The 13367-nt window shown below is 71.7% G+C and carries 10 protein-coding genes and 1 pseudogene; 3 read left to right on the top strand and 8 right to left on the bottom strand.

Annotated features, from left to right (window positions below; genetic code table 11):
* Positions 1–74 precede the first annotated feature (74 nt).
* From KUM49_RS43570 to KUM49_RS43550, 5 genes are all read right to left on the bottom strand, one after another.
* Positions 75–2177: an ATP-binding protein gene (locus tag KUM49_RS43570; RefSeq protein WP_374200274.1), complete on the bottom strand. Its 2103-nt coding sequence runs from the start codon at positions 2175–2177 to the stop codon at positions 75–77.
* Positions 2174–2872, bottom strand: a complete 699-nt coding sequence (locus KUM49_RS43565; protein ID WP_217242482.1) for a DUF4255 domain-containing protein — start codon at positions 2870–2872, stop codon at positions 2174–2176. The genes KUM49_RS43570 and KUM49_RS43565 overlap by 4 nt, the downstream gene beginning before the upstream one ends.
* 104 nt (positions 2873–2976) lie before the next feature.
* On the bottom strand, positions 2977–3669 hold the full coding sequence (locus tag KUM49_RS43560; protein ID WP_217242481.1) for a response regulator transcription factor: 693 nt from the start codon (positions 3667–3669) through the stop codon (positions 2977–2979).
* A 165-nt stretch (positions 3670–3834) separates the two neighbouring features.
* The gene (locus KUM49_RS49515) at positions 3835–5019 is read right to left on the bottom strand and encodes a hydrolase (protein WP_308407004.1); all 1185 of its coding nucleotides are present in this window, start codon (positions 5017–5019) and stop codon (positions 3835–3837) included.
* A gap of 108 nt (positions 5020–5127) precedes the next feature.
* Complete coding sequence (locus KUM49_RS43550; RefSeq protein ID WP_217242480.1) at positions 5128–5811, bottom strand: DUF4232 domain-containing protein; 684 nt, start codon at positions 5809–5811, stop codon at positions 5128–5130.
* A gap of 352 nt (positions 5812–6163) precedes the next feature.
* Between KUM49_RS43550 and KUM49_RS43545 the strand changes: the two genes are divergently transcribed.
* Entirely contained in the window at positions 6164–6742 is a 579-nt protein-coding gene (locus KUM49_RS43545; protein ID WP_217242479.1) for a hypothetical protein, read from the top strand.
* Positions 6743–7412: 670 nt separating this feature from the next.
* On the opposite strand, the gene KUM49_RS43540 is transcribed toward KUM49_RS43545, so the two are convergent.
* The 3 genes and pseudogenes from KUM49_RS43540 to KUM49_RS43530 all read right to left on the bottom strand — a co-directional run bounded on the left by KUM49_RS43540 (position 7413) and on the right by KUM49_RS43530 (position 9623).
* Positions 7413–8219, bottom strand: coding sequence for a hypothetical protein (locus KUM49_RS43540; RefSeq protein ID WP_217242478.1), 807 nt, complete (start codon positions 8217–8219; stop codon positions 7413–7415).
* 350 nt (positions 8220–8569) lie between these two features.
* Positions 8570–9105, bottom strand: a pseudogene (locus KUM49_RS43535) (D-alanine--D-alanine ligase A); the annotation flags it as partial.
* Between the two features lie 236 nt (positions 9106–9341).
* The gene (locus KUM49_RS43530) at positions 9342–9623 is read right to left on the bottom strand and encodes a hypothetical protein (RefSeq protein WP_217242477.1); all 282 of its coding nucleotides are present in this window, start codon (positions 9621–9623) and stop codon (positions 9342–9344) included.
* Between the two features lie 382 nt (positions 9624–10005).
* On the opposite strand from KUM49_RS43530, the gene KUM49_RS43525 reads away from it, so the two are divergent.
* Both KUM49_RS43525 and KUM49_RS43520 read left to right on the top strand, forming a co-directional pair.
* Positions 10006–10794, top strand: a complete 789-nt coding sequence (locus tag KUM49_RS43525; RefSeq protein ID WP_217242476.1) for an ABC transporter ATP-binding protein — start codon at positions 10006–10008, stop codon at positions 10792–10794.
* The gene (locus tag KUM49_RS43520) at positions 10794–13367 is read left to right on the top strand and encodes an FtsX-like permease family protein (RefSeq protein WP_217242475.1); all 2574 of its coding nucleotides are present in this window, start codon (positions 10794–10796) and stop codon (positions 13365–13367) included. The genes KUM49_RS43525 and KUM49_RS43520 overlap by 1 nt, the downstream gene beginning before the upstream one ends.

Below are 13367 nucleotides of genomic sequence, written 5' to 3'. Positions count from 1 at the left end.
CGGTGCGCCGGGCGTCTTTCCGATGCACGGAGGCATCCCTTCGGTAGTGCTGATCGGGCCGGACCGACGCCCCCTCAATCCATCACCAGACGGCCCGCCTTGCGGTACTCGCGCCTGGCCCCCTCCAGCAGGTCCGCGTCGGTGACCGGGGCGCCCCGGGTGGCCGCCGCGTACGCCGCCGTCACCACCGCGCTGCGGATGGCCCCGCCGGCCAGCTCGAACTGGGCGGCACAGGGAGCGGGGTCGATGCCGTCCGCGCAGGGCACGTGCCGCAGGCTGTGCCGCCAAAGGGCGAGCCGCTGCTCCGGGTCGGGGAAGGGGAAGTCGATCACCAGGTCGAGGCGGCGGGTGAACGCGTCGTCGATGTTGGCGCGCAGGTTGGTGGTGAGCAGGGCGATGCCGTCGAACGCCTCCAGGCGTTGCAGCAGGTAGGCGCTCTCCATGTTGGCGTGCTTGTCGTGCGCGTCCTTCACCTCGGACCGCTTGCCGAAGACCGCGTCGGCCTCGTCGAACAGCAGCACCGAGTCCGTCACATCGGCCTCGGCGAAGATCCGCTCCAGGTTCTTCTCGGTCTCGCCGACGTACTTGTCGACGACCGAGGACAGTTGCACGACGTACAGGTCCAGACCGAGTTCGGCGGCGACCACCTCGGCGGAATGGGTCTTGCCCGTCCCCGACTCGCCGGCGAACAGCCCGAGGACGCCGCGTCCCCTGCCGCCGCCCGCGCTCAGTCGCCACTCACCCAGCACTCGTTCGCGAAGCCGGGCGCGGGCGGCGAGTTCGTGCAGCCGGGCGAGCGGTTCGGCCGGCAGGACGAGGTCGTCCCAGCCGACCGCCGGTCTGATGCGGCGCGCGTGCTGTTCCAGGCCCGACGCGGCCTGCTGGCGGGCGGCCAGCCGGACGTGGGAGGCGTCGAGCACGCCGTCGTCCAGGCCGGCGAGCCGCAGCGCGGCCTGCGCGGCACGCGTGGCCTGGGCCGACCCGAGCCGGTAGGGAGCCAGCGTCGCCTCCAGGTCCAGCTCCGGGGCTAGGGCGGCGTCGCCGAGGGCGGCACGCCACGCGCGCGCGCCGCCCACGGCCGGCCTCGGGGCGCCCAGGACCAGCGGGTCGTCGTCGCACCAGGACGGGTCGTAGGGCCGGCTGTCCACGAAGAGCACCGGCACGTCGTCGGCGCTCAGCGCGCGCATCAGCGGTCCGGGCGTCTCCGGCAGCGGATGGACCACGACGGCGCAGCCGCGCAGCCGTGCCTCCCGCAGCAGTTCGCGCCGTGGTTCGTACCGGCCGTCGGGACGGGGCCCTGTCGGGGGAGCGTCCGCCGGGTCCGGGGCACCGGGTGGCGGCCCGGTGACGTCCGGCCGGTAGAGCAGCGCCTCCAGACCTGCGTCGGCCAGCACGGCCGACACCCAGGAGGTCCCGTCGCCGGGCCGCGTCTCCCGTACGTATGCTGTCAGCGGCGCCGAGGCCAGGCGGGCGGCCAGCCTGCCGCGCAGCGTGTCGCGGGGGTCCGGGACGGCGGGCTCGGGCAGCGCCCGCAGACGGTCCGCCAGTACGTCGTCGCAGGTGTCGTCACCGAGCAGGTGGGCGACGACCCGGTCGGGCACCCGCAGGGACCGGCTCAGGAAAGGCCGCTCACCGTCCTCCACCCGCAGCAGCCCGAGCGCGCCCAGCGGCGCCCGGGGACGGAAACGGCCCCGGGCAGCCGGGTCGGTCACCGGCAGCCCGCACAGATCGAGGACCAGGCCGACGGTGGCGCGGCGTCGGCTCACGTCGTCGTTGAGATAGCCGTACAGCGGCTCGAAGCCGCGCTCCAGTTCCGGCGCCAGGGCGATGAGCAGCACCTGGCTGTCGAGGAGACCGAGACCCAGCCGACGTGCCAGCGCCCGCAACGCGTCGTCGGAGCCTGCGTCGAGGAGTCCGGCCACGGGCGGCCGGGGGGTGTGCCCAGTGTCAGCGAGGCCTCTGCCGCGGGCGGCGATGGTGTGCGCGACGGCGTCCTGGGTGAGGAAGAGACCGCGCATCGGATCGGAGGCCGTGGGATCCTGTGCGGAGCGGCGCGTCACCAGGTCGGCGACCTGGGTGTGCAGACGGTCGAGCAGCGGCAGCAGGCCGGTGGCGGGCCGTGGTGCCGGGGCCGCGCCGCCGGTCCCGCGCGGCCCGGCGGAACGGGTGGTGCTCACGGCCGCCGCCTCCTACCCGCGGCCGTGGCTGTGACAGCGGTGTCCGTCCCGTGCGGTGGCGGGACGTCGGTCTCCCGGCGGGCCGGCCGCAGCCGCCGCTCGGGCGAACCGCTGAGCCTCCCCTCCGTGTCCCGTACCCGTACGACGGCTCCCTCGGTGACCGCGGGCGCCGCGTCGTACTCCGGGAAGGCCGGGAACGGCACGGTCACGACGAGATCCACCGACGGCTTCAGCTCACCCCCGAGGGCGGACCAGATCTCGGCGGCGGACCGCGCCTCGTTCTGCACCCCCGCCACCGACAGCGGCACCGAGAGACCGAGGGTGGCGAGCGGCCCGGGAAGCCGGTCCGGTGCCAGTACCTCGTGCGGCAGCAGTGTCGCGAGGACGGCCGACAGCAGACGGTGTTCGTCCTCGGCCTGCTTGGTCCACGCCGTCACCAGGTACGACAGCCGGAACCAGCGCGGTGGCCGGCGGTGCCGGACGACCGCGCCCCGTGTGTCCCGTATCGAGGTGGTGCCCCGTTCCCGCAGGCGTACGTCCTCGCGGATGTCGTAGAGGTAGGCGTCGATCGTCGGACCGCCCCGCCGAGCGGCCCAGTCCCGGGTGGGGGCGTCGAAGAGAACGTCCACACCGCTGCCGGTGAGGGCGCCTTCTCCCAACAGGTCTTTGATGAGCTGGTCCACTTCGTGGATCACGTGGTACTCCTGCGCTGTGTGCGGTCGCCCGGTGCCGTCCCACCGGTGGGACGGCACCGGGCGACCCGTCCGTCTGCCCTGCCCCGCACTGCGGTGAGCGGTTGTCAGATGTAGCCCTCGCGCACCGCGTGGGCCACCGCGTGGGCGCGGTTGCGCAGGTGCAGACGGGTGGTGAGTGCGTGCAGATTGTTCTTGATCGTTCTTTCGGAGTAGCTGAGCTTCTCCGCGATCTCCTTGGTGTCGAAACCGTCGGCGACCAGGCGGATCACCTCGACCTCGCGCGGTGACAGCCCGCCGGTCAGTGCGGCGGTGCCGCCCGGGATCGTCCGGGCCAGCGAGCCGATCTGGGTCATCAGCCGTCCCAGGAGTTCGGCCGGCATGTCGCCCTCTCCGCGGGAGGCCGCGGTGACGGCTTCGAACAGCCGGGTGGCCGACACCTCGTGCCGCCACAGCACGACACCCACACCGCAGGCAATGATCTCCAGCAGGTCCGATTCGCGCAGCCGGTGGACCACCAGGACCGTCCGGGCGCCGTCCCTGCGCATCAGCCGCCGCAGCCGCATCAGTGTGGTGTCGTCCAGGGTGTCGGCGACGAACACGACGACCACACCCCCGTCGTCACAGGTGTGGCCGGAGTCGTCGGCCGTGAGGTCGACCAACTCGATCGCGGGGTGCGGGCCGAGATGGTGGGTCACACCCGCGCCAATCAGTGGGTCGGCGGTGTGGATGGCGACCGGTATGCGGTCACCGACCGGTGCCGGCTGTGTGAGGGGTATCGAACTGAGCAAGGCTGACATCTCCTGAGTGCTGCCCGAAGTGGTGCGCGGGGAGCCCGTCGCGCGGGCCCGCACAGCCATCTTGGAAGCCGGTGACACACGGTCACCAGATCAGCCGCTGCTCAACAAGTGCCCAGTTACCGCCCCGATGGCGGTGGGCGTGGCGCGGGCGGTGTCCGTAAGTGCTCAACTGCATTCGTCGAGTCCGGGCACCGGGTCCTCTTCAGTGCTGAGGTCACTGGAGGCGATGTTCCCCCAGGCGCCGTTGTCGAGCTTGGTCCAGTACCAGATGTCGTTGCCGTTTTCGGTCTGCTCGCCGTGCCCCCAGCACTCGAACCAGCTGAAGTCGGTTTCGAGCCGTCCGCGCTCCGCCGAGTCGTAGGAGCGGTCCTCGTAGCCGGTGGCGTCGGCCGTGTTGGAGCAGTAGAGGCGGCCGTCGTCCTCGTGGACGGCGCACTCCGCCGTGGCCTCGGAGTCACCGGAACCGCCGGAGTCCTCCGCTTCCGCGGGCACGTCCGGCTCCGCGGCCTCACCGGACCCGGCCGGGGCGGCCGTCTCGGAGGACGTGTCCTCGGGCAGTTCGGGCAGTTGGGAGGCGACCACTGTCACCTGCTTCTCCTGGGCCAGACTGCGGACCTTGGGCGCGTAGGTGATCCACAGCATGACGAAGGTGAGGGCGAGCGCGAGCAGCACCCCGAAGAGGGTGGCGAGCCAGCCCGGCAGGAAGCTTTTCTGCACATAGGTGCCATCGACGTCCAGCTGGGGGTCACCGGAGCGCGTGATGCCCAGGGTGTAGGGCCGGTCCTCCGAGGCCCCGAACCAGGTGATCTGTCGCGGCTTGAGGACCGTCTTGACGAAAGCCGCCCGGCCCGGCTCGATCTGGACGTTGCTCGGATGGATGTCGTACGAGAGTTGCGAGCCGTTGTCCGATCCGGAGACTGACGCGGTCATCTTGGTGTTGCCGAGGTTGTCGACGGCGAGCCGGGGCCGCCCGCGGAACCGGCCCCGGACGGTGGGCGGGACGAGCTCGGCCCGGATCTCCGTGAAGGGGGTGACGGTCACGTTGCCTTCGGGGACGGTCGTCGCCTCAGGGTGTTCGGTGGGCGTGATCTGCACCCCGTAGGGATGCGGACCGGCCGCGGCGTCGGGCGTGCGGGGAGGCGAGAACGTCAGCTCGACCGTGCCCGTGGTGCCCGGGTAGAGCCGCAGCGTCGCGGGTTCGACGCTGGTCCACGGCGCGAGCGTGCCGACCGGTCTGAAACGGTATTCGTCGACGACGTCGCCGGTGTTGCGCAGACGCAGTCGCGTCGTCGCCGTGCCACCTGGGTCCACGGTGGTCGAGGCAGGTTCGAGAGAAGTCCAAAGGCTCACACGACGACGCTAAGACGGGGGCAGTGCCACAGTCAGGACACCGAGGGGCAGAAGAGGCTACCCGAAGGACCCGGGGTGCGCGGGACGGAAACCGCATGGCACAGGCTTTCAGGCGCCCACCGGCTCGACCGTCCCGGCGTAGGCGGTGTTCTCCGCCAGGCGGACGGCACCCCACGGCCAGGGGAGCGTCTGATGCTCCGTCTCGTCAGGGGGTGTGATCACGATGGTCTCCGGGGAGAACTCGCCGCCGGCACCCACGGGCCGCAGGGTGAAGTGAGTGCTGTCGCCGGGTGACAGGGTCACCCTTCGGCCCGAGGTGTCACCGCGCCGGAAGGCGTGTGTGAGCCCGTCACCCTGGAGGTCCACGCCGGGGAATCCGCCCATGGTGCAGGTGCGCTGCCCGGTGTTGCTGATGGTGACGGAGATGTCGGCGGGCAGGGTGTCGTCATCCGGCAACTCGATGGAGAGGTCCGTGGTGTGGCACCTGCCGCCGTCCGCGTCCGCGTCCGCGTCCGTTCCCGTACCCGTACCCGTACCTGACGATGTGGTGTCGGAGTCCCGGGCCGCGGCACGCGTGGGTTCGGCCGGAGCCGCGCCGGCGGCACCGCCGGAGCCGGTTCCGCCTCCCGTCACCGCCTTCGTGGCGGTCTCCACGATCGGCGGCTGAACGGTGTTGGCGTCACCGGTACCGCATCCGGCGAGAGCCGTGGCGGCGGCGGTGACCACCAGGAAGTGAGCAACCCGCCGGTGGACGGCGGTTCCGGTTCCTGGGCAGCGGAGCGATGAGCGCATGGATGAGTCCTGGGTGAGAAGCGGGAGGTGGGAGGTGGGACGGAACGGCCGACCGCACGTTCCGGGGCCGCGTCCGAACGGCGGGATCATATGCTGGGCGCGGGTACGGGGGATGTGTCGCGAACGACCCGCCGGAGGGAACGGCGGCCCACTCGGGCACCGCGTCCCGTACCGAACGGGAAGCCGGCGAGGGCGATACGTCCCGCCTCCGCCGCGCGTCGATGACAAGAGCGACATGGCTCGCGCTCTCGGCGCATGAACCCGTCGCCGACCTGCGCATGGTGGTCCCGTCAGTCAGACGCCGTTGCCCGGCGCACCCTTGCCGGGCAGCCACGTACACGGGAGACACCTCATGCGTTCCACCCACCGAGCCAGAACACTGCTGATCGCCGCGGCCGTCGTCGCTGGAGCCTGCGCCCTCACGGCCTGCGAGGAGGATGACGCGAACTCGAAGGCGGGCACCACCTCCGCCACGGCCGCCACCGATGCGGGAACCTCGACCGGCGAGGGTTCCGTCTCCACCACCCGCGGCGCCGGCGACTCGGCGGACTCGGGCTCGGCCGGCGACGGCGCCGGCACCTCGGCCGACGACGACTCCGCGGCGGACGACAGCGCGGCAGGTGTCGACAAAGGAGTGAGCGGCACCTTCGCGGGCGGGACGATCGAGTACCTGGCGCCGCAGAAGTACACCGTGAGCGTCAACGGCAAGCAGCAGCAGTTCTACGTCTCGAACAGCACCGCCGTGTACGGCGCCGGTGTGCTGTGCGGCGAGTACGACCCGAAGGCCACGACGCGCTGCTCACTCGCCGACCTGGAGAGCAACACCAAGAGCGGATCGGTCGCCGCGAACGTGGTCGTCAAGAGCGGGGTGGCCACGCGGATCACCGAGCGGGCCGCGCCGGACGAGGGCCCGGCCGTCGACGACCAATGAGGTGCGGCCCGTCGAGCGTGGCGTCGTGCCTGTCCCCACGGGCGAGTCCACGGGGCAGCGCGGTGTCAGCGTGCGTTGTGGCCGGTTGAGCCGGGCGGCGCGGGCATAGCGGGAGCGGGGGCGGCACAGGCGGGTACACCCGGTGTGCCGCCCCCGCTCCCCAGGGACATGGGTCCGGGCGGCCCGGTTCGTCTCCGAGGTCCAGCCGCCCCGTGGGCGAACCGGACGGCCGACGGGCCCGTGCCGATGTGTCGGCACGGGCCCGTCGGGGATTGGCCATGGACGCGGGTTCCGCGTCGACGGGTGGTGTCGAGGCAGGCATGGGCGGTCTCCGGTGTTCTTCTGGGCGGGCTGTGGAACGAGCGTCGGAGGAGGGCGGGGACCGGGCCTCAACCGAGCCCCACATCTGGATGTCACGGCCGTCGCACTCCCAGAACACGACCTTGCCGCCCGCCCGCCCGCGCCGTCCGGCGCGCGGTTCCGCGGCGACCGCGCCGGACACCGAGTCCGCCGCGTCCGGCGAGGCCGATGGCCGCGTCGTCACGGTCTCCGCGTGTGCTGCGGCCGCCCGAGCCGGGGCGGCTCGGGCCACGGAGGCCCGGGTGGCGTCCACTCCGGCCGTCTTAGGGCGCTCGGAGTGCTGTCCGAGCCGCCCTGTACGCCGTTCTCCTCAGGCATCCTTCGCGGGCTCCGGTACGGGCCCGATCGGCAGTTGTCGGTGCGGCATTCGTTCCAGTTCCTCATGGGCGCGGGAGGCCCGTGGCGTGGTGGGGGTGCTTCCGTCGCCGGCGCACTGATCGGCGAGCCCCAGCAGGGCAGTGCGTCCCCACTGCGTCGAACAGTTGACGACCACTCCGTGGGCGCTCAGGCGTTCGTCGAGGCGGCTGATCCTGGCCCGCAACGCTCGTCGGCTCATCGGCTCGTCCGAGGTGCCCAGCAGGAGCCGCAGTTCATGACAGCACCAGGGACGCGCGGCGGAGCACAGCATGTCGAACAGCAATGCTTGAGAGGACTGGCGCGGACGCTGGGGATGGAGTCTCAAGGTGTGCGTCGGTTCCCCCCGCCCCGCCCCCTCGCGAGAGTCGAGCCAGCGCCGCTCGGCGGTGATCCGGCTGGCCAACTCCAGCGGAGGCGTACCGCGGGACATGACGTTCACGGCACCTGCCAGCAGCAGAGCGGCCGGGTCCGACTCCTCCGGGGTGAGCACTATGACCGTTGAGAGGTTGCTGAGGGCGTGTACGCGGTGCTCCAGGGTTTCGTCCCATCGGGTGTCCGGTACGTCGAGGACGGTGAGCGGCCGCTCGGCGTCATGCAGCATGGCGCTGTACGCCTGCTCGGTGCCCCAGCCGTGGACCAGAGTCGGCAGTACGTGCTGACCGCGCAGCGTGCGCAGTAGGACAGCCGTTCGCTCGCGTTGCAGCGACAGGACGACGTCGACGGGGTAGGTGGCCGTGTCGGTCGGTTCAGTAAGGGGCATGACGGTGCCTCGAGAACTTCGGGGTCAGGGTCTCACCGCGTTGCCTCCACCGGGCGGACCGAGGTGTACGCCGGCTCTGGCGTAACGCGAGCACCCGCATGGTGAAGACGAGCGCGGCGGCGCACACGGCACCGGCCACGTTCAGGCGACCGCCCCTGAGCGGAGCGGCGGTGCCTCCTGCGCCGAGAAGGGACGGAAGCACGTGGAGGTCCTGGTTCCAGAGCAGTACCGCGGGTATTTCCCCGGCCAGGCCGCCGCCCACCAGGGAGTTCACCGGCCGGTGAGGGCGGTCAGGGACACGGCCGCGATCGCGCCCGTGCGATGTCTGTTTCGGGTGCGTGAGTGGTCGGTGGGTCGCGGCGCCGGGCCTCGGCGATGGCCTCGTCCAGGCCGGCGAGGTGCTGATGCCGACCGAGGAGCCGCCGCGGGCGGGCTTCACGAAGAGCGGCCAGCCGTGCTTGCCGGCGAAGACGACGATCTTCTTGCGGGCGGCCCGCTCGTCGCGGTCCCACTCGCGCGGGCGGATCACCACGTACGGGCCGACCTTGAGCCCGAAGGAGGTGAACACCCGCTTCATGTACTCCTTGTCCTGGCCGACGGCCGAGGCGAGCACACCCGAACCCATGTACGGCACACCGGAGAGTTCCAGCAGGCCCTGGAGGGTGCCGTCCTCGCCGTACGGGCCGTGCAGCACCGGGAAGACCACGTCGACCTCGCCCAGCGCCTTGGGCACCGAACTCGGCTCGCTGCAGACGACTTCCCGATCGGCGGGGTCGACGGGGAGCACGGAGATCCCGTGTTCGGAACTGCGCCCGCCGAACACGACGGGCACCCGCGGCTTGCGCGCATTGGCGGTGCATTCGGGCAGGCCCTTGATCTGCTGCATCATAATCGGCGCCGGCAGGCCCGCCCCGGGACAGGTTTCGTGACCGTGCCCCAGCCGGTGTCCACGGCTTCTGGTGACGTCACGCGGCCAGAGCGAGAACGGTCAGGAGCGCGGATACCGGCAAGGCGAAAATGATCCGTCCGCCACTGCCAAATCCGCTGGAATCGCCGGCCCGGTGACGGACACCGCTCGAAATTTTCTGGAGAGCAGACGGCTTTCGCCGTATTTTCTTGCGCTCATCCCCGCAGTCGGTCCACGACTTCCTTGGCCTCCAGCAGCCCGCTCCCCGTGGCCTCGCGGTATTTCTTGATGGCGAGAATGTCCTCGCCGGCACGGGCGAGAGCTATAACCTGCGCCGGTACGAGCTCGTCGTCCGGCACATTCGCCTGCTTCAGCAGCAGGTCGAGCTTCTGTTCCAGACGGATCATCCGCCGGTCGAGCCGGCGGGTCCGGTTCTCCAGCGTCACCAATGTCGTGCAGCCCACCAGAACGGCGAGAAGGGTTGTCAGGGTGTCCATGTATATTTCTGTTCCTTAATCACCGAGGCTCGGGCCCATCTGGGCGGGCGGCTGTGAATCTTAACGGGCGGGTGTGCGGCACAGGGCGGCATCATCTGCTCGACTTCCGCTCATCCAATGTTCACCCCGGTGGCCGTCGGGCAGTTCCTACCGGGGGCCCAGAAACCCGACGCGTGCTCATTCCGTCGGCCCCCTCCTCAAGGAGGAGACCGCCTCGTGACCGGTGTGCCCGGACGGCCGGTCCCCTCCTCCCTACGGCGGAACCGGCCCGCCGCGTCCTCTGCCTGGCGGAGCCGATGTCCAGCCGCACAGACGGAGGATCCGGCCTCGACCTGCCGGTGGACTGTGAGGACCACCCACCGAACCGATCGAAGGTCCCCGCATGCTCGGAGCACGCAGCCGCAACACGCCGCCCGGCGCGCCCATAGGAATCGACCCGGCGCGCAGCGCCGTACGTCTGACCCAGGTGACCAAGACCTACGGTCGCGGGTCGTCCGAGGTCGTCGCGCTCGACCAGGTCAGTACCGGTATCACCGCCGGCACGTTCACCGGCGTCATGGGCCCCTCGGGCTCGGGCAAGAGCACCTTCCTGCACTGTGCCGCCGGACTCGACCAGCCGACGTCCGGGGTGGTGCAACTCGGCGGGCAGAACCTCGGGGACCTCGGAGAACGGCAGCTCACGGAATTCCGCCGGACCCGGATCGGCTTCGTCTTCCAGGCTTTCAACCTGCTGCCCTCCCTCACCGTGGAGCAGAACATCACCCTCCCCCTGCGGCTGGCCGGAACCCGGGCCGAGAAAGGGGCGTTGCACGGCATCGCGACCTCCGTGGGCCTCGCGGGACTCCTGGACCGCCGCCCCGCCGAGCTCTCCGGGGGCCAGCAGCAACGCGTCGCCATCGCCCGCGCCCTCATCACCCGGCCCGAGGTGATCTTCGCGGACGAGCCGACGGGCGCACTCGACCCCGACACGGCCGAGGAGATACTCGCCCTGCTCCGGCAGGCGGTGACCGACCTGCACCAGACCGTGGTGATGGTCACCCACGACCCGGCCGCCGCCCAGCGCACTGACAGGGTGCTGTTCCTGGCCGCCGGCCGAGTGGTCGACTCCGTAGCCGCACCCTCCGTGGCCCGGATCAAGAGCGTCATGAGTGAGCTGCGGAGGAGGTACTGATGCTGCGTCTCGCCCTGGCCACCCTGCGCTCGCGCGGAGGTGCCTTCGCCGCCACCTTCACGGCCCTGCTGCTCGCGGCGGCCGTGGTGAGCGCCTGCGGGGTGCTCCTCGAATCGGGGCTGCGCTCCGCACTCCCGCCGGAACGGTACGACAAGGCACCGGTGATCGTGGCCGCGAGCCAGTCCGTGGACCTGGAGGTCAAGTCCGCGGACGGGTCCCCCTACCGGAGCGCGCAGCCCCTTCCCGAACGGCCCCGTCTCGACGCGTCCCTGGCCGACGACATCGCCGCGCTCGACGGCGTCACCTCGGTCGTACCGGACCGCCGTGCGACGGTGCGTCTATTGGCGGAGGACCGGTCCGTCACCGGTGCCAACGGTGCCGTGCCCCAGGCGCACACCTGGGAGAGCCATGTCCTGGGCGGGTTCCGCCTCACCGAGGGGCACCGCCCCGAGGGCTCCCGCCAGGTCGTCCTGGACACCGACCTCGCCGAGCGGGCGGGTCTCCGCGTCGGTGACGACGTCCGGCTGATGTCGACGACCACGCCCCTCACCTTCGAGGTCACCGGCCTGGTGACCCTCGACCGGGGCCGCACGCCCCGGCAGTCGGTGCTCTTCGCCTCCGCGGCCGCCGTCGAGGAGTTGGCGCCGGCCGCGCGCACGTCGGTCGACGCGTTCGGTGTGCTCACCGCCCCCGGCACCCCGGTGGGGCGGGTCGCCGCGCAGATCGAGAAGACGCTGAAGGACACGAGCGCGTCCGTGTACACGGGCGGCGGGCGGGGCGAGGCGGAGTTCACCGACGTGGCGGTCGGCGCGGCCACCCTGGTCGAGCTCGCCACCGCGATCGGCGGCAACGTCATGCTCGTGGCCGTCTTCGTCCTGTGCGCGACGACATCGCTCGCCATCCGGCACCGGCGGCGGGAGATGGCTCTGCTGCGCGCCATCGGTACCACCCCGAGGCAGCTGCACCGCATGATCGCCGCGGAGTCCGCCGTGGCCGCCCTGGCGGCGGGGGTACTGGGCTGCCCGCTCGGCGTCGGCGTCGTGTACTGGCTCAGTGGCCAGTTCGCCGGACGCGGCATCGTGCCGCCGGACTTCCAGCCGGTGGTCGGACCGCTGCCCTTCCTCACCGCGGTGACGGCCACCGTCCTGACCGCGGTGGGAGCCGCCTGGTTCGCAGCCCGGCGCGCGGCGCGCATCCGCCCCACCGAGGCCCTGCGGGAGGCGGCGGGCGAACCCGACCGCCTGGGCCGCGGACGGCTCGTGACCGGCGGGGTGCTGCTCGCCCTGGCAGCGTCCGTACTGGGCCTGGGCCTGGCCTACCGCACCGACTTCCTGACCGTGGTGGGGATGGCCAATTCGCTGGTCCTGCTGCTCGTGATAGCGGCAGCGGTCCTCGGTCCGCTGCTGACCCGCGCCGCGACCGCCCTGCTCGCCCCGCTGCTGCTGCGTACCGGCGTCGCCGGCTGGCTGGCGGCGGCCAACTCCCGGGCGCGCGCCGCCCGGACGGCGGCGGCCGTCACCCCGCTGATCCTGGCGGTGTCCTTCGCCGCGACCGTCGTCTTCACCCAGACCACCCAGCTCGACCGGTCCGCACAGGAGATCCGCTCGGGCACAGTGGCCGACCAGGTGCTGACCTCAGCCGACGGGGTGCCCCCGGACCTGGCTCGCCGGGCCGTGGCACTGCCCGGGGTGTCGGCCGCCACCGGGGTCGTTCGCAGCAAGGCCGTGGGGGTGGGCTCACTGCTCGGCACGGAAGAGACCGTCTCCCTGACCGCGCAGGGCCTCCAGCCGTCCGCCCTGCCCGCCACGATCGACCTGGACGCCCGCGAAGGCGACCTCTCAGCCCTCGCTCCGGACACGGTCGCCCTCAGCACGACGGCGGCGTCGTGGCTCGGTCTGGGCGTCGGGGACCGGGCCCACCTGTATCTCGGTGACGGTACCCCCTTCACGGGCGAGGTGATCGCCGTGTACGGCCGGGGGCTCGGCTTCGCCGACCTCACCTTCGACCACGATCTGTTGCTGTCGCACACCACCGCGGGCGTCGACCAGTCGGTACTGGTCCGGTCCGCGTCCGGGGCCGGCGATGTCGCGGACCAGCTCTCCACGCTGGCCCACGCCTACCCGGGTACGGCGCTGAGCGGTGCGTTGGCGGTGGACGACCTGGTGGCGGAGCAGCGGACGATGGCGTGGGTGAACTACGTGGTGGTCGGACTGATCATCGCCTACACCGCGCTCACCGTCGTCAACACCCAGGCGATGAACACCGCTGCCCGGCGACGGGAGTTCGCCCTGCTGCGGCTGACCGGCACCACCCGCGCGCAACTGCTCGGGATGGTGCGCCGGGAGAGCGCCGCGGTGGTGGTCGTCGGAGCGGTCCTGGGGACGCTTCTCGCCGCTGCGCCGCTGGCGTTGGTCGCACTCGCCCTGACCGGCGGGCCGATGCCCACGGTGCCCCCGGCGGGCTGGCTCGTCATCGTCGGTACGACGGGTCTGCTGGCGATGGCCGGGGCGATGCTGCCCAGCCGTCTGATGCTCCGCGCCCGGCCGGTGGATGCCATCGGGACCAAGGAATGA

It is taken from the genome of Streptomyces sp. AC555_RSS877 (genome assembly GCF_019049245.1).
Taxonomy (GTDB): Bacteria; Actinomycetota; Actinomycetes; order Streptomycetales; family Streptomycetaceae; genus Streptomyces.
Note: the sequence above shows the minus strand (reverse complement) of the source record. Positions and strands in the feature narration are given on the sequence as shown.